The 17588-nt window shown below is 35.1% G+C and carries 10 protein-coding genes; 4 read left to right on the top strand and 6 right to left on the bottom strand.

Features of this window, described 5'->3' with window-relative positions:
• Both VB248_RS08800 and VB248_RS08795 read right to left on the bottom strand, forming a co-directional pair.
• A partial coding sequence (locus VB248_RS08800) for a tetratricopeptide repeat protein (RefSeq protein WP_323296389.1) occupies window positions 1–1119 on the bottom strand: 1119 nt, incomplete at its 3' end.
• Window positions 1120–1127: 8 nt separating this feature from the next.
• Window positions 1128–1925: a hypothetical protein gene (locus VB248_RS08795; protein ID WP_323296388.1), complete on the bottom strand. Its 798-nt coding sequence runs from the start codon at window positions 1923–1925 to the stop codon at window positions 1128–1130.
• 780 nt (window positions 1926–2705) lie between these two features.
• On the opposite strand from VB248_RS08795, the gene VB248_RS08790 reads away from it, so the two are divergent.
• Window positions 2706–5531 (top strand): PQQ-dependent sugar dehydrogenase, encoded by a 2826-nt coding sequence (locus VB248_RS08790; RefSeq protein WP_323296387.1) that lies wholly within the window; start codon window positions 2706–2708, stop codon window positions 5529–5531.
• 77 nt (window positions 5532–5608) lie between these two features.
• Here VB248_RS08790 and VB248_RS08785 read toward each other — a convergent pair whose 3' ends face one another.
• Complete coding sequence (locus VB248_RS08785) at window positions 5609–6163, bottom strand: hypothetical protein (RefSeq protein WP_323296386.1); 555 nt, start codon at window positions 6161–6163, stop codon at window positions 5609–5611.
• Window positions 6164–6518: 355 nt separating this feature from the next.
• Between VB248_RS08785 and VB248_RS08780 the strand changes: the two genes are divergently transcribed.
• Window positions 6519–8348: a sensor histidine kinase gene (locus tag VB248_RS08780; protein WP_323296385.1), complete on the top strand. Its 1830-nt coding sequence runs from the start codon at window positions 6519–6521 to the stop codon at window positions 8346–8348.
• A 244-nt stretch (window positions 8349–8592) separates the two neighbouring features.
• On the opposite strand, the gene VB248_RS08775 is transcribed toward VB248_RS08780, so the two are convergent.
• Complete coding sequence (locus tag VB248_RS08775; protein ID WP_323296384.1) at window positions 8593–9213, bottom strand: fibronectin type III domain-containing protein; 621 nt, start codon at window positions 9211–9213, stop codon at window positions 8593–8595.
• Window positions 9214–10058: 845 nt separating this feature from the next.
• Between VB248_RS08775 and VB248_RS08770 the strand changes: the two genes are divergently transcribed.
• Window positions 10059–13157 carry a BPTD_3080 family restriction endonuclease gene (locus VB248_RS08770; protein ID WP_323296383.1) on the top strand — a complete coding sequence of 1033 codons (3099 nt, stop codon included), beginning with the start codon at window positions 10059–10061 and terminating at the stop codon, window positions 13155–13157.
• A 2-nt stretch (window positions 13158–13159) separates the two neighbouring features.
• Window positions 13160–15727, top strand: a complete 2568-nt coding sequence (locus tag VB248_RS08765) for a site-specific DNA-methyltransferase (RefSeq protein ID WP_323296382.1) — start codon at window positions 13160–13162, stop codon at window positions 15725–15727.
• Window positions 15728–15884: 157 nt separating this feature from the next.
• Here the strand turns inward: VB248_RS08765 and VB248_RS08760 are convergent, their stop codons facing one another.
• Both VB248_RS08760 and VB248_RS08755 read right to left on the bottom strand, forming a co-directional pair.
• Window positions 15885–16727 carry an Rpn family recombination-promoting nuclease/putative transposase gene (locus tag VB248_RS08760; protein ID WP_323296381.1) on the bottom strand — a complete coding sequence of 281 codons (843 nt, stop codon included), beginning with the start codon at window positions 16725–16727 and terminating at the stop codon, window positions 15885–15887.
• Between the two features lie 317 nt (window positions 16728–17044).
• Window positions 17045–17578 (bottom strand): leucine-rich repeat domain-containing protein, encoded by a 534-nt coding sequence (locus tag VB248_RS08755; RefSeq protein ID WP_323296380.1) that lies wholly within the window; start codon window positions 17576–17578, stop codon window positions 17045–17047.
• Window positions 17579–17588: the final 10 nt, after the last annotated feature.

The raw sequence follows: 17588 nt of genomic DNA, 5'->3' as shown, positions 1-17588 counted from the left end.
ATTGTCTTTGGCTAATGCTTCATAAATCATCAAAGCTCTCTCATAGGCTTTTTGAGCTTGCTCTTTTAAATTATTGTCACTATAAAAAATACCCAAATTGTTTAAGGTATTAGCCACATAAGGCAAGTATTGTTGAGGATTGTCTTTGGCTAATGCTTCTCTTATCATCAAAGCTCGCTCATATAATTCCGCTGGACGTTTGGCTCTATTTTGTTTTTGGAGGAAATAAGCATATTGGTAAAGCGTATTGGCATTGTTGGAATCTGCTTGATAGGCTTTTTCAAATAGTATCTCTGCTTGTTTATATTCATTTAACTCAATTTTTAATTGTGCTTTAAATAAATAAGATGCTATAGCATTTTGTAGTATCTTTTTGCCAAGTTCTCCAATTTTTATCATCAATTTAGCTTTGACAACCTCATTGTCAATAGCATCTATTTGTAATACTTTATCCGCTTCTTTTATTTTCCCTTGTCTAAACAAGCTATATGCTTGAGAAACATAGTCAGGTATTTCTTCTCCCTCAAGCATACTTAGGGTAGTGGCTAAACGTTGGGCGATACTTTCTTGATTGAGTTTATCTTTTTGTACTAATTCTAAACGTTTGTTGGCTTCTTCTAAATTCTTTTCTAACTTTTGATAAGCGAGATTATTTTTATCTTTTATATCGTTCATCTTTGCCACTAAATCCTTAATTTGGGCATATAAACTCTTCTCCTTTTCTTCAAATCTTTTGCGAATAATGATACCTGTTTCCTTTTCAAAATAAGCTAAAGCGTATTTTTCTCTTTCAGCTATCAATGACATTATTACTCGTACTGTATCAATCTTTTGGTCGGATAAACGATAGCTTTTTAACTCCAAGTTATTGATGGGTACGTAGTCACTTAAAGAAGCTTTAATGTTTACAGACATACCAATTCCTCTTAATGTAGGGTAAAAACATTTACCATCATTTCCTGTGATGCAAGTCCCGACTTTATCAACTACAACGCTAACTTTCTCTACAGCTTTCCCTGCTTTAGTGTTTAAGTGTGTACTTATTAAAAGGCTTTTTTGTTGTCCAAAACTTAATTTAGTCAACAGCATAAAAACAAAAAGAGGCAGATTGATTTTCATAATTGAGTTTATTTTAAATGTTGGGTTAGAAGAATATCACATGGTGAAATTGTATTACAGCAACATATATTACCACTGTAATTTCCATTTTTTGCATAAACTGAAACAGTTTGCAATTGCATTTCCAAAGGTAACTCCAAACGATAACTTCCATCAGCTTGGGTTTTGGTACTTATACCTTCGGCTTGTACTGTAATATTGGCTAAATCATGGGTTTGGTTATCATCAAAAATTACTCTTCCATAGAGACAGCATCTTTCTTTGGCAGGTACTAAAACTAAATTAAGGATTTCATTTTCTGGGATAGGATATATAGCACTTTTGCCTTTTTTGTCTATTTGCCAATCGTAATTTAATACTTCAATTTCTACATTATCGGCATCTTTCATAAAAGTAAGTAATACTTCACTCTCAGAGTTTAAGTCATAGATTTTACTAAATTTTCCAGAGCTAACTTTTATCACTTGCTTTTCATTGGCTAAAACAGAAGTACCTTGCCAATCTTTTACTTGTATTTTTAAACTTGATTCCTCTGTGGGTGGAGAGATTAAACCAAATATTAGGGTACATAAAAATACAAATACAGCAAAAGCATTGGTTGCATTGATAACCTTATCCTTTGATTGCATACGACCAATCCAAAGAACGGATAAACAGGCAATTCCAGCAATTAGCAACAAGGCAATAAAAATCCACTGAATATTATTTTTGATTTGAAGGAAAAAAGCTCCATAAAATCCTAAACCAATGGCTAATAGACCAATAAGTATAGAAAGATAAAACTTGGGTGATGTTTGAGAAGGCATTTTGTTTGGGCTAAGTTGTTTTATAAAAATAGTAAAAAAATATTTTTATTTGTCAGAGATTGATTTTCTTTTTTAGAATGGGACAACCTTGACAAGTACTTTAATAATCATTTAGCGTTAACCTATTTCATCAGGCGTTATTCCTATTTCATCAGGCGTTAAGGTATTTGCATTAAGTTAATAGACTATTTAATTTAGTGTTAAGTCATTTGCATTGAGTAAATAGGCTATTTCATCTGGCGTTAAGGCACTTACATTTAGTGAATAGGCTATTTCATCTGGCGTTAAGGCACTTACATTTAGTGAATAGGCTATTTCATCTGGTGTTAAGGCATTTACATTTAATGAATAGGCTATTTCATCTGGCTTTAAGGCACTTACATTGAGTGAATAGGCTATTTCATCTGGCGTTAAGGCACTTACATTTAGTAAATAGGCTATTTCATTTGGCTTTAAGGCACTTACATTTAGTAAATAGGCTATTTTCGCCTTTGTTGGTGTTTTTTCACCAACAAAACGAGCGTCAGCAACTCGTTCCTTAGCATTCTATCATATTGATTTGTTGCTGACGCACGATTCGTTGGAGAAAAACTCCAACCAGGGCTGAAATTCACAATTCACAATTCAGCACTCATACTTAGTAGGGCTGCCAAAATAAACCTTACCATTATCCCGTATATACAGCAAGCAATCGAACAAATACCCCCGTCTGTCGAATTTTTAATATTTTTCTAAGTTTATTTTGCAATTTGCCATCATGTTTCACTATTTAACTATTGCATGATGATTTTATCTTTATTATCCAAAAACATAATAAAAACCACATCGGCTTTGCTTTTCTGCTCGCTTTTTACGCATCTTTCCTTCGCTCAGAATGCTCCCGAAGAAAATAGATTCACAAAAGTTGTCTTGGCAGAAAAACTTGACGAACCTATGGAAATGACCCTTCTAAAAGATGGAAGAGTATTGTTGGTCGAGCGAAAAGGTGCTTTGAAACAATATGACCCCAATACTGGCACGATAAAAACCATAGCGACCATCCCTGTAAATACTAAGTACACCAATGCCAAAGGACAAAAACGTGAAGCCGAAGAAGGCTTAATGGGTTTGGTTCACGACCCGAACTTTGAGAAAAACCATTGGATTTATATGTACTATGCCGACCCCGACAAAACACAACACGTGTTGGCTCGCTGGGAATTGAAAGGCGAAGAATTGGTTGAAAGTTCTAAAAAAGTAATTTTAGAAGTACCAACCCAAAGAGAAGAATGTTGCCATACAGGCGGAGGAATGGTTTTTGATAAAGCTGGAAACTTGTTCTTGACAGTTGGAAACAATACTTCAAACAGTGGTTCGGATGGTTATGCCAATCTTGATGAACGTAAAGGCTGGGAGTATTGGGATGACCAACGTGGAGCAGGAAACACTAATAGTTTAACAGGTAAAATCCTAAGAATTACGCCACAGCCTGACGCTTCTTATACCATTCCAAAAGGAAATTTATATGAAACTTTGCCCAACAATGGCGATGGTTTGGTGAAAAAAGAAATCTATACAATGGGACATCGTAACCCGTGGAGACCAACGATTGATAGCAAAACGGGTTATTTGTATTGGGGAGAAGTAGGCCCTGATGCTTCTAACGATGGCGACCAAGGCCCAAGAGGTTATGATGAATTTAACCAAGCTAAAAAAGCAGGTAACTTTGGTTGGCCATACTTCATTGGCGATAATAAAGTTTATACAGATTGGGATTTTGAAACAAAAAAAGCTCGTCCAAATTCAAAATATGACCCAGCAAATCCCATCAACGATTCTCCGAACAATACTGGTTTAAAACAATTACCACCTGCACAAAAAGCCTTTATTTGGTATCCTTATGGTATTTCAGAAGATTTCCCTTTGGTAGGAAGTTCAGGAAGAAGTGCTACGGGTGGTCCAGTATTTCGTAAAGCTGATTTCCCGAATGGACAAAGAGTTTTCCCAAGCTATTATGAAGGAAAATGGTTAATTACCGACTTTATGCGTGGTTGGATTATGTCGGTGACGATGGATGACAATGGCGATTTTAAATCTATGGAGCGTTTTATGCCAAACACAGATTTTGGTAGTGCGATTGACATGGATTTTGCTCCTGACGGTGATTTGTATGTGTTAGAATATGGTTCGGCTTGGTTCAGAGGAAACGATAACGCACGCTTAGTAAAAGTAGAATACAATGGCGGAAACCGTATGCCGAAAGTTGTAGCTTCGGCAGATAATTTGACAGGTGCAGCTCCATTAAAAGTAAATTTCTCTTCAAAAGGAACAATCGACTATGATGGCGACAAATTGACGTATCAATGGGAAATCAAAAGCAAAGCGGGTAAAAAAGTACTCAGAACCGAAAACCCAAGCGTAACTTTTGATAAAGCAGGGATTTACAATGTTACCTTGACAGTAAAAGATACTAAAGGCGAAGAAAACAGTGAATCTTTAGAAGTAAAAGTAGGTAATGAATCGCCTGCGGTGGCTTTTGATATTAAAAAAGGAAACAAAACTTTTTACTTCCCTAACAAAGCGATTGAGTACGAAGTAAAAGTTGCTGATAAAGAAGACGGAGACTTGAAAAGTGGTAAAATCAAACCTGACCAAGTAGCAGTAAGTATTGATTATTTAGCGATTGGTTATGATAAAATCGAAGCTTCTCAAAATCATCGTGGCGTAGATGCCTCAGCTTTTGCTTCGATGGGCGAAAGAATGATGAACAAAAGCGACTGTAAGTCATGTCACATGATTGATAAAAAATCGGTTGGTCCAAGCTATCAAGATGTTGCCAAAAAATACAAAGGCGACCCAAAAGCTTTGGATTACTTATCTAAAAAAGTAATTGCAGGTGGAGGAGGTGTTTGGGGCGACCACATGATGGCGGCTCACCCTCAGATTTCACAAGCAGAAGCTAATATCATCGTTGAATACATTCTGAATATCAACGAACCAAAAACGGCTACTTCATTGCCAACGAATGGTTCGTATTTGACGAAGATTCCTGACGGTAAAAAAGAAAATGGTTCATACATCTTGCGTGCAGCTTACAAAGACAAAGGCACGAAAGTAATGAAATCATTGGCATCTGAAGACCTAATTGTATTGAGAAATGCCAAATTGAATCCAGAAATTGCTGATAAATCTAAAGGAACTCAATTGACGATTACACCCGGTCGTTCATTTTCTTTAGTTGGCAACAATGCGTACTTAGGCTACAAAAACATTGATTTAAACGAAATCAGTCAAGTAGAATTAACGGCACAAGCACAAACAAGAGTAGGAGCGTCGGGTGGTTTTGTGGAATTGAGATTAGACTCACCAACAGGTACTTTACTGGGTAAAAGTGAAATAATCGAACCTCGTGAAGTAAGAATGGGACCTCCGCCAACAACCACTGCACCTGCAAACGGACAAGCGGCAGCACCACCAGCAAGACCCAATCCGAATACTACATTAAAAATTGCAGTGCCAGCCAATGCGGGGCAACATGATGTGTATTTTGTCTTTAAAAATGACAAGGCAAAAGATTCGCAGATTGTAATGTCACTGTCGGCAATTGAATTTAAAAGTACTGAGTAGAATTAATATATAATCCCCAACCCGTGAAAGTGTAACCTCACCCCCCAACCCCCTCTCCCGTTGAGAGGGGGCTTTTTTTATTCTTTCTGTCGAAGCCTTTTCTTCAAAAAATTAGATTCTAAAAGTGATTCTTTCAAACTGACAAAATCAGAAAGTACCAAAATGATGGTGAAAAATGAAAGTAAATCTTCCATCATTACTAATACTTTGGCAGGAATGATTTGAGGTAAAATCTCGCCATAACCAAAATTGGTAAAATTTAGCACACTGAAATAAAAGCACTCAAAAAACACTTCTGGCAAACTTAGCGACTTATCTACACCCGAAAAACAAAGTGGATTGACATGATAAAGGCAGAAATAGTCGATGGCAAATGAAAAAGTAACCATCATTACATTTACGATAATAAAAAGTAAAAACCGATAAAAAGGAGTGTCGTTGGCTGTTACTTCAATAATCATTCTGGTACTTTGCCAAACAATAAAAATGATTTTACAAATCGCCAACCCAACGATTGCCCAAGTTGTATGATTGTCCGCCAGAAACTCATAGGTATCAATCAAAAAAACACTCAATCCCAAGCCAATAATCACAAGGCTTTTTAGTACAAAATCTCCGTAGTTGATACGCATTATATTCGGATTAAGGTTTATCTATAATTTTGGATGCCAAATATAAATAAATGAAATAAAAATTTCTTTTGCCTGCCGTTTAAACATTTATTTCTTCTGCTTCGGTCTTCGCTAATGTATATAATTTTATATAATAACAATAACTCCTATAATGTATCTTTTATGATTTTTGTTAGGGTTTTGCTTCTCTCATAATGTTATTTTTGACAGATTTCCCAATTGTTTAATGTCTTTTTATTTGTACAGATTAATCGTCTATTAAATGAATTAATTATGAATGTAGTACGTTTAAATGATAACAAAACCCAAGAAAATTATATTTTATTGCTTGTCCTCACATAATTTTATACTCACTATGAAAAAAGAAATTCCATTTTGTCAGGATGCTCTCGATATTCTCGTAGATCCAGTTTGCGTATTAGATGCTGAATGTAATTTTGTTCTTTTCAATAAGGCTTACAGCATTTTTTTTAAGGAGTTATATGATTATTATCCTCAGGTAGGTACTAAAAGGTTGACTGATACAGATACTTGGTTTTCGTCAGTAGCCCCTAATAACATCAGAAGAGGTCTGAGCGGAGAGACTTTCAAAACTACTCATGAAGCTAAAGGAAAGTTCTATGAGTTTTATATCAATCCTGTATTTAATGACGAAAAGAAAGTAACGCACCTGATTATCTATTCAAGAGATGTCACCGAGAATCAGCAATTAATTCAGAGGATTTCAGAACACGAAGAAAAATATAAATATGTTGTTGAAAGCGTTGACGAAGTTCTTTTTCAAACGGATACAGTTGGAAACTGGACTTTTCTCAATAAAGCTTGGACTGAAATTTTTGGTTTTTCTAACGAAGAATCTATCGGAAAACCTTTTTATAATTTTCTTCATCCTGATGATGTAAAAAAGAACGAATTACTTTTTGAACCACTCATTAAGCGTGAAAAAAGTGCCTGTGATGCTAATATTCGTTATCTGAACAAAGAGGGTAAAGTATTATGGATTAAGGTATATGCCTCTTTGTTACTAAACAACAAGGATGAAGTAATAGGGGTAACAGGAACATTAAGAGACATTACCAACGAAAAAGCTACTGCCCATTTCAGCGAGTTGCTCTCAAATAATGTGCGTGATTTAATCTGTATTAGCAATCTAAAAGGTGACTATCTCTACGTTTCACCTTCCTGTACGGAAGTGTTGGGTTATCGTCCAGAAGAACTAATTGGTAAAAATGTCTTTGAGTATGTTCATCCTGACGATTTGGACGAAGTATTAAACAAAAACGAATTACCATTAAAAGAAAGTAGTGATGAGTCTTTAGTAGAATATCGCTTTTTGAAAAAGAATGGCGAATACGTTTGGGTACAAACCAGTTATAAGGTATTCTTTGACGAATACGATATTGAAAACAGAATCATCAGTTCCAGCAGAGAAATCACTTTGCGGAAGCGAGCAGAAGAAAGTTTGATTCATGCTTTACAAAAAGAGAAAGAATTAAATCAGCTCAAAACCCGATTTGTGGCAATGGCTGCCCATGAATTTAAAACACCGCTTTCTACCATTGCCTCCTCAGCCGAAATTATAGAAATGTTTCTTGAACATCAGAAAGATGAGTCATTTAAGGAAAAAGTACATAAACAACTTAATAATATTCAGTCTGAAATCGTCAGAATTACCAATGTAATGAATGAAACACTTTTTTTAGGTAAAATTGATGATGAAAACATTGAAGTAAAAAAAGTAGAGATGGATCTTGTGGAACTGATACATTACATTATCGAACGACAAGGCAGACATCAAAAAGACGGAAGAAAATTAGTATTTAAGCAAATCGGCGAAGCAAGAAAAGTTTGGGCAGATTCACAGCATTTTGAGCATATTATAGATAATTTGGTATCGAATGCCTTTAAGTATTCACCCAACTGCGAAAGCCCAACATTGACGTTGTCTTTCAATGAAAATAACTATGTTATCGAAATCAAAGATTTTGGCATTGGTATTCCCAAAGACCAATTCAAGAAAGTGTATTCTTCCTTTTTTAGAGGGAATAATGTAGGGCAAATAAAAGGAACAGGTTTAGGACTACTGATAGTCCATAATTTAGTAAAAATGTACGGCGGTGATATTACTTTTGAAAGCGAAGAAAAAGTAGGCACAACCTTTACACTTACTTTTCCCTATGCTTAAATCAGAAGACATCAAACAGTCACTTTTTTGAATCAAAAGCCTCTTCACTGAAAAGAAGGGGCTTTTTTTCTTTCAGAGCTTGGTTCTCTTTGTCATTGTCCTTGTCTTCACTGGCAATTTTCTTTCTTCCCGAGGCAGGTCTCCTGACCAGCCTTACATTTACAAGCAAAAAAAAACTCAGTGTTCCTAATTAGAAACACTGAGTAAATCAAACTTCTTAACCTAAACAAATCTACAAAACACACTACTGAACAAACTTAAACAATATATCAGAATACACCTTTTTAGGATTTGCCCCTACACCCGTTACCCTGATAGCATATTGTGTACCTGCCGTCAGGTCTTCAAACAAAAAAGTTTTAGTCGTAGATGATTCCGTTTTCCAAATACTTTCATCCGTTACAGGAGTTTTTGTAATCTCAAATAAATATGATTTTGCTCCTTCAACTTTATCTACGCTTGCCTGTAAACTACCTGCCAATGGCCCATTTTCAATCTTAAAATTACTTGGCTTTGCCAAGATACCAATCGGTGCTCTACTTTTCTGAATTTCAAAGCCCGAACTCAAGGCAATCAATTCACTATCCTTACAATTGGCTTGTACATACAAGCCCAATAAACCCAAGAGTTTTTCCAAGTCTTTACGAGCAAGGTTTTTTCTGAGGGTTTCCTGCTTACCGCCTGTTTCATTTGCCGTTAAAGCGGCTACATAAGCATTTCTGCTTGCTGTAACTTCCGCTAAACTTGGCACAGGATTGGGAAAATCTATATTCCCTGTGAGGCTGTTGATAATCACTTGGCTTTTGGTGTCGAGGTCATCATCTCTTAGCCGTGAAAAACTGACAATTACTTTTACGATTGACATAGTCGTAGGGGGGTTAATAGTTGGAACTGTATTTTACAATAGGATTACAGCTTAACGCTTACTTAAAAAAGTTGAGTCTTGCTTGTTGTTTTAAATATATAAAAAAATGCCTTTGTAGAAAAGCCTTCCGCAAGGATTTTACTAAAAAACTTATTATACGGTAAATTTTGGATTATTCTTAGATATTTTATTGTTGACAAAAGCGAGAATTTATTAAGTTTACATCAATATTGATTTTGTTAAAGTTTTGTTATAGAAGGCATTATCTGCTGTTTTGTAGTATTACAATGCTTCATTGTAATACTACAAAAGTTTTTTGTAAGCTTGCAAAAAAGTTATGTAAGCTTACAAAAAACTTTTGCAAGGTTGCAGAGAAATTTTGTAAGATTGCAAAATAATTTTGTAAGCTTACATTAAAAATATTGAGTCGTAAAAATTGCTCTGTAAGCTTACAGAGAAGTTTTGTAATCTTACAAAAAACTTTTGCAAGCTTGCAGAGAAGTTTTGTAAGTCAACAAAAATGTATTGTAAGCTTACAAAATTGCTATGTTGGGTGAGGGGGCGGTTTGGGAGGGTATCATAGATGCTTTGAAGCTTATATTTATTATTGGGTTTTCATGCTCGGAATTAATCAATATTTAAGCAAATAAATTGCTTATCATGTTATGAAAAGCAACTATTTCAAAATTGATGGCTTTGTACTTTTTAACCTCTCTAAGATAGCATTTGATGAAGTATATTTGAAAATATGGTTTTAGTTAAGTCAGATTAAAGATTATCTTTTAAACTTGTAAATAAAGTTTTTTATCTTGCTTCCCCAATTAAAATTAATAGATTCAAACCCAATGATAGCTGATAACCCAATTTTAAATAGCCCTTATCAAGAGCCAAAACTACACTATAATACAAACAGTGAAGGAAGTTTAGATTATACAGACATCTGTAAAGGTAGAAGGGTGTTTAAACAAGACTCTGCTGTTATTCCCTCAAGACAAAAAGGACAAAAAGAAGTGTTTGAGTGGAATGATGATGCTCTTCAATATGGTACGCATATTATTAACCTTTGTAGAAAAGAAGTTGGGCTTTGGCGAAATGCTAAGTATCCAAATATTACCCGTGTTTCTAAAGAATTATTGTCCTTTTGGTTTGATAATCCTGAAAGGTTAGTAACTAAAAAATTATTCTTTGCTCAACAAGAGGCAGTTGAAACGGCTATTTGGCTGAATGAAGTAGCTGAAAAGTCAAATGCTGGACAGCATATTTTAAATTTACTTCGTGATGGACAACAAACGGTAAGTGAAGATATAGCTGATCAATTACCACGAATTGCTTTTAAGATGGCTACTGGTTCTGGCAAGACTGTTGTAATGGCTTGCTTAATCTGTTATCATTATTTTAACCGACAAGAGTATAAAAATGATACACGTTTTGCTGATTACTTCTTGATTATTGCTCCGGGAGTAACTATCAAAAGCAGGTTAGGTGTATTGTTTGTTGATACGGAAAACAAAAACCCCAGAGATATAAGTGATTACTATCGTATGCGTGGGTTGATTCCTGCCAACATGGAACATCGCTTAGAAAACTTAAATGCAAGGCTGGTCATCACTAATTATCATTCATTTGAACCAAAAATATTACAAGGTAACAAACGTAGTCCTTTTGATGGTAAAACAAATTTACAAGGTGAAAAAATTGATACTGATAACAAGGAAGATTTTTCACAAGTAGTAAAAAGAACTTTGGGTAAATTTAAAACTGGTAGTAGAGTTCTCATTCTCAATGATGAAGCTCATCACTGCTATTTGCCCAAGTCCAAAAGTAAAACTACTGATAATGAAGAAGCAGACGAAAATGCTCGTGCGGCTGTTTGGTTTAATGGTATCAGAGAAATCGCTAAAAAATTTAAACTTCAATCTGTTTACGACCTTTCTGCAACACCTTATTATTTAACAGGTTCTGGACATACTCCTTATAGTCTGTTTCCTTGGGTTGTTTCAGATTTTGGACTTATTGAAGCCATCGAATCTGGGTTAGTGAAAATTCCTTTTTTACCCGAAAGTGATAATACCCAAGAATTAACAGTTCCAATCTTACGTAATTTATACGACCATGTTCGTGATGATTTACCCAAAAAAGGTCAACGTACCAAAAAGAGAGAAGCAATAGCGGAAGGTTCAACGATTTCAGAGCAACCTCCCAAACTTCCTTCTTTGGTAAAGGGAGCTTTGGACCAATTCTATAACCATTATGTTGACTATGATTTAGGAGTAAGAAAAAATCGTGAAGCGAAAGCCAATTTGTTTTCAGCACCTCCTGTATTCATTGCTGTCTGTAATAATACTTCTGTTTCAAAAGAAGTCTATAAATATATTGCAGGTTATGAATACACTAATGCAGATGGCGATACTGTCATTGTTCATGGTGCTAAAGATTTGTTTTCTAATTACGACCCTTCAACGAACAAACCGCTTAAACGTCCTCCAACGCTTTTGATTGATAGTGATGCCCTTGAAAATAGCGAACAAGTAAACGATGATTTTAAGAAAATCTTTTCATCCGAAATAGAAGAGTTTAAAAAGGATTATGTGAAAATGTATGGGCAAGGAAGTGTAGATAAAATAACGGATGCTGAAATCTTGCGTGAAGTTGTAAATACCGTAGGTCAACAAGGAAAATTGGGTTCTCATATTCGTTGTGTAGTTTCTGTTTCTATGCTTACCGAAGGCTGGGATGCCAACACCGTTACCCATATTATGGGTTTACGTGCTTTTGGTTCGCAATTACTTTGTGAACAAGTAGCTGGTCGTGCATTGAGAAGAATGAGCTATATCCTGCAAGGCTATGATAAAGAAGGGAATCCGACGAACGATAAACGCAAAATTGTTATTGAAAAATTCCCTCCCGAATACGCTCACATTATTGGTGTACCTTTCAAAATGTTTAAAGGAGGTAAATCTGAGCCACCACCTCCTCCTATTGATTTAACACATATTGCTGCGATACCAGAAAGACAAGCAACAATGGAAATTGTTTTTCCTAATGTGGTGGGGTATCGTGTTGAAAATTATGATGGGGAAATAAAGTTTGATTTCACTAAGGTTGAAAACTATGAAATAGATGGTTCTAAATTCCCTACTGAAACCATCATGGCAAGTCCAATTTCTGCTAATGAAGAAACGTTGAAATTGAAATCAGTCTTGGAAAGACGTGACCATGAATTGATTTTTACCATTACGAAAGAATTGATTAAATATCATTTTAGTGATGAAAATCAAGAAAACTTGCAGTTTCATAAGTTTAATAAACTAAAACAAATTGTAGAATTCTGGTACAATGAAAAAGTAATCTTACTTAATATTACTGACCAAAGATATAAACGTTGGCTATTCTTTGAAGACCCAAAAAAAATCGTTGACCATATCATTAGAGGAATAAATCCAGAGATTAATACTTCTGAATTTATTCGACCTATATTTAATTATTATAATAAATTCAATAGTACAAAGTATGTCAACGGAAACACGGTGAAAGATGTATTTCCAACCCAGAAAAGTCATGTGAATTATGTAGTAATGGACAGCGATTGGGAAGGTATTTGTGCTAAAAGCTTGGAAGAGATTGAAACAGTAGAATGCTATGTCAAAAATCAATTCCTTGGTGTTACAGTTCCTTATGTGAAAAATGGGAAAGACCATTTGTATTATCCTGATTTTGTGGCTCGTGTAAAAACTCAAGATGGAGTCGTTAAGAACTTGTTGATTGAAATTAGTGGCATGAGTAATGACAAAGCAGAAAAAAAATGGTTCGTAGAAAACCGTTGGATTCCTGCGGTGAATGCTTTGAAAGATAAATACGAATATCCAGAATGGCATTTTATCGAAATCGCAAATGACATCAGAAATATTAAAAATCAACTAATCGAAAAAATACAGTCTCTATAACCATGGCAAAGCAAGTCGAATCTATCAAACATACAACCACTACTCGCCCACATATTCCTTCTAAAGAAGAAGCTGGCTATGAAGATGCAAACAGCATCGTAAAAAACGGAAAAAAAGTGTTAGAACTATCTAAAAACCCTGTTACTCATCGAGGACAAGACCCTGAGCTGTATTGGCTTAATAAATATGGTAAGGACGACCGTGACGAATTACTAAAAGTAGATATTCGTTCTCTGTATCGTCATGAACATATCGCTCCAGAAACGCTTATTAAAAATCTTTATAAAGCTACTGAGACACAACCTGCTCAGTTAGACCTTTTTAGTGTGAACACACTCTTTGGTAATGCTTTAGAAAAAGATGAAATAGAAAAAGTATCGGAATATTATCAACATCAAGACGGCTGGACAAACCGACTGATACAAGGTGATAGTCATTTGGTAATGGCGAGCCTTTTGGAAAGAGAGGGGATGGCAGGAAAAGTGCAAACCATTTATATTGACCCTCCTTACGGTATCAAATACGGTGGAAATTGGCAAATAAAACTTAATAACCGTGATGTAAAAGATGGTAGTGATGAGGCTCTTACGGGTGAACCAGAACAGATAAAAGCCTTCCGTGATACATGGGAATTGGGTATCCATTCTTATCTTTCTTACCTAAGAGATAGACTATTGATTGCTAAAGAACTACTAACAGAAAGTGGTTCTTGCTTTGTGCAAATCTCAGATGAAAATGTGCATTTAGTCCGAAATATCATGGATGAGGTTTTTGGTAGTGAAAATTTTGTGAGTTTAATAATTTTGAAAAAAACAAGTGGTTTAGGAACAAGTCTTTTAAAAAGTGTTTATGACATCATTATTTGGTATGGTAAAAACAAAGAAAAATTAAAATATCGACAGCTCTTTAAGGAATTTGAGGAGTCAGATTTAGTCGAATTATATCCTTCAATTGAAATTGATAAGAAAAGAAGACCATTAACTTCTGAAGAAAAGCTAAATTTTAAGCAGACGATGAAAACTGGAACTTTATATAGGACAATGGATTTGTCTTCAAGTGGTTTAACTCCAAGTTGTGTCTTTGACTTTGAATATAATGGAAAAACATATCAATCTTTAAAAGGGAAAAGCTGGAAAACAAACTTGTCAGGAATGCAAAAATTGTCCAGTATTGGTCGATTGGATAACTCAGGCTCTACACTCAGATTTATACGCTATGCAAATGATTTTCCAGTTGCAGAATATTCAAATATTTGGGATGGCATTGGCGGAGCAAGTGATAAACTATATGTTGTTCAAACTTCAAATGAGGCTGTCAAGCGTTGCTTATTAATGACCACAGACCCAGGCGATTTAGTTTTAGACCCTACTTGTGGGAGTGGCACAACAGCCTATGTAGCAGAACAATGGGGAAGACGTTGGATAACCATTGATACCAGTAGAATTGCTTTAAACATTGCCAAAACAAGATTAATGACGGCAGTTTTTCCTTTTTATAATTTGTATGATGAAAATGGTGATATTCGGCAGGGTTTTAAATACAAAACCGTTCCGCACATTACTTTAAAAAGTTTGGCAAACGATGAACCTCCTGCTACAGAAACACTCTATGACCAACCCGAACAAGACAAGAAAAAACTACGAGTATCGGGGCCTTTTACAGTAGAAACGCTTCAAAACTATGAGCCAACTACGCCAGAAGAATTGGACGATGAAATTAGAGTCAACGAAGAAGAAGGAGCTTTTGAGGAACACATCAAACAACATTTATTAAGTGCCGGAATTAAGAACGGAACAAAATCAGAGATGGTTGTTTTTAGAAGTGTTGAATTATTGGCAGGCGAAGCACTTCATGCAGAAGGTTTTTATCAATCTGAAAAAGGAGAAGAAAAAGCGTATTTTCATATCGGACCAAAATTCGGAACGGTTAGTAAAAAATTAGTGAGTGATGCCATTAAACAATGCCGTCAAAAAGGTGATGCCAGTTGGTTAGTTATTTTAGGATTCAGCTTTGAGAGTGACATCGAAGGAGGTTCACAATCAACCAGTATGGGAACATTTCAAGTAGATAAAGTCCGTATTCACGATGATTTACTACAAGAAGGATTGAAAAAGAAACCAGCTAAATCAGCGGCAAGTTTTGTTACGATTGGCGAAACAGACATTGCTTTGCATAAAGAAGGTAATACAGTAAGTGTTGAAATTAGAGGATTAGACATCTATGACCCAATTCAAGACGTAGTAAAAGCCAGAAACGTAGCTGATATAGCTTATTGGATGGTTGATGATGATTATGACGGAAGTAATTTTGTAGTAAAACAAGTATTTTTCTGTGGTGGAGATAAATCTGAATTTGATAAATGGAGAAAAGGATTAGACAATTTAGCAAAAGACACCACCAAAAAGAAAGTAGAAAAAACGTTAAAAATAGAGATAGACGACGAAGCCTTTGAACGTTTATACGGACATATTTCTCACCCGATTGAAGTAAAGAATAAGGGACAAAAAATTGCGGTTCGAGTTATCAGTCAATTTGGAGAGGAGATAATGAAAGTATTAAGTGTAAAATAGTTTTTTATTGCCAGTGTGGAGACACTGGCAATTTCTTTATACTTGTTTAGAGAAGTGTTTCTCTATGCAAGTATTTAATAATGAGTTGAGTAATTTAGATAATTAAGGATTGTCTCATTACCAGCCTCGGATAAAATAGTTAGGTAAAGTACATTTTTTAAAGGTCGTTTATTTCTTCCTCGGAAAGTCCTGTCATGTCGGAAATGTCAGATGATGAAATCCCTTTGAGTTTCATTTTTCTTGCAACTTCTATCTTTCCTTCTATCTTTCCCTCATCAAAAGCTGTATTGACTGCATATTCATAAACTGCTTTATTGTCTCGAAAAACCTTCAAACTTTGTTCATAATCATGGCGTTCGGCTTCGCTATACTTGGCTATTTCTGCTTTTTCAAAAGCTTGAATAAAAACTTCGTCCTTGAAGACTTCTGGAATACCCTGAAAGTCCTCCAAGTGCTTGATGAAGTATAGCCATTTATCTAATCGATTGGCAAGGTCATGTTCTGCTTGCACAAAATGAGGCATTTCTAAGTAAACAAATTTCAACTTTTCATAAAATACTTTATTGTTTTGGTCTTTAAGCTGTACTGTGTGAATTACTTCTCCCTCTCCGTTAGTAACTTTTTCTTCAAACTTAAAATCCAGAATACCAACACAATAGACATATTTAAGCTTATAGTTCCATTCGCCTCTTTCGGCTTGCTCTTGAATAGGAAAGGTTGAATAGTAAACGGTTCTGTCCTTGAAGTAGTTCTGCTTTGCCTTTTGCAGTTCCACAATGATCTTTTCTCCTAAATTATTCTCGCAATAGATGTCGTAAACAGCTTTTCTGTCTTCCTCCGTTTTGCCCATTTGGTCTTTGTCTTTGAAGGTCAAGTCCACTATGTTGCTTTCTGGCAAAAGGCTCTTTAGGAAGTCGATAAGCAAAGGCTTACTGGCTTCTTCTCCGAATATTTTCTTAAAACCAAAGTCGGTAAATGGGTTTACATATTTTGCCTTCATTTTTTGTCCAATTGTTAGTAGGCTAATTTACGAAATTATTTGCGGGAGTTTTCTTCGTTTGTTGTTTTTTGTCTGCTGTCCATTGCATTGTGTCTTACGAGTATATAACCGCCATAAAGCTCTGTTTTTTATAATTTATTACGTTTATATTTAATGTCTCTGAACTCCATAGTAAATTTCTTTGCCGTTGCCAGTGTCCTCACTGGCAATTGCTTCATATTTGTTTGGTGAAGTGTTTCTCCGAGCAAGTATTTATTTAATAAAGAGTTGAGTAATTTTGATAGTTAAAGGTTAGTCTGGATTCTTGTGTAGCCATCTCATTTCGATGCCTCAATATATTCAGGAATAGTCAGAATGACTTTCGTGGCAGGACGAAAAGCTGACTTTATCTTATTTACTTCGTCCCTCGTCATTTTAACGTTTACGATTTTCAACACTTTAAGCTTTGGTAATTGTTTCAGTTTGTCAAGTTGTTGAACAATGTCAAGGTCTTTATTAATTGACAAGTCAAGAACTTCAAGATTAATAAGCTTTACAATAGAGTATGGAAGAGTTGTCAATTTGTTTGTATTGATAATAAGTGTTTTCAGGTTTGTGAGCATACCAATTTTTTCAGATAAGAAAGAAATATTGTTTGCGTTGCTGTCAACCAATGCTGATAGAGGGGGATAAAATGTAACTTTACTACTTCCTAAGTCTAAATAAGTGATTTCAAAGTTTTGGTATATACTGTCTGGAATTTCTTTTAAATGTAGTCCGCTTAAATCAACTCTCAATTCTTGCTGTGTTATTGGTCTCTGGGAATAAGAGTTTAAAGTTAAAAATGTTATGATGGTTGCTATTAGTCTCATTATATTTCAT

The organism is Arcicella rigui, assembly GCF_034929435.1.
Lineage (GTDB): Bacteria > Bacteroidota > Bacteroidia > Cytophagales > Spirosomataceae > Arcicella > Arcicella rigui.
The sequence above is the reverse complement of the archived record's forward strand: the minus strand, read 5'-3'. Positions and strand labels throughout refer to the sequence as shown.

Coding starts and splice junctions, on each gene's coding strand:
- VB248_RS08760 (WP_323296381.1), bottom strand. CDS start 16,727: ATGAAGGCAAAATATGTAAACCCATTTACCGACTTTGGTTTTAAGAAA.
- VB248_RS08765 (WP_323296382.1), top strand. CDS start 13,160: ATGGCAAAGCAAGTCGAATCTATCAAACATACAACCACTACTCGCCCA.
- VB248_RS08770 (WP_323296383.1), top strand. CDS start 10,059: ATGATAGCTGATAACCCAATTTTAAATAGCCCTTATCAAGAGCCAAAA.
- VB248_RS08755 (WP_323296380.1), bottom strand. CDS start 17,578: ATGAGACTAATAGCAACCATCATAACATTTTTAACTTTAAACTCTTAT.
- VB248_RS08790 (WP_323296387.1), top strand. CDS start 2,706: ATGATGATTTTATCTTTATTATCCAAAAACATAATAAAAACCACATCG.
- VB248_RS08785 (WP_323296386.1), bottom strand. CDS start 6,163: ATGCGTATCAACTACGGAGATTTTGTACTAAAAAGCCTTGTGATTATT.
- VB248_RS08780 (WP_323296385.1), top strand. CDS start 6,519: ATGAAAAAAGAAATTCCATTTTGTCAGGATGCTCTCGATATTCTCGTA.
- VB248_RS08775 (WP_323296384.1), bottom strand. CDS start 9,213: ATGTCAATCGTAAAAGTAATTGTCAGTTTTTCACGGCTAAGAGATGAT.
- VB248_RS08795 (WP_323296388.1), bottom strand. CDS start 1,925: ATGCCTTCTCAAACATCACCCAAGTTTTATCTTTCTATACTTATTGGT.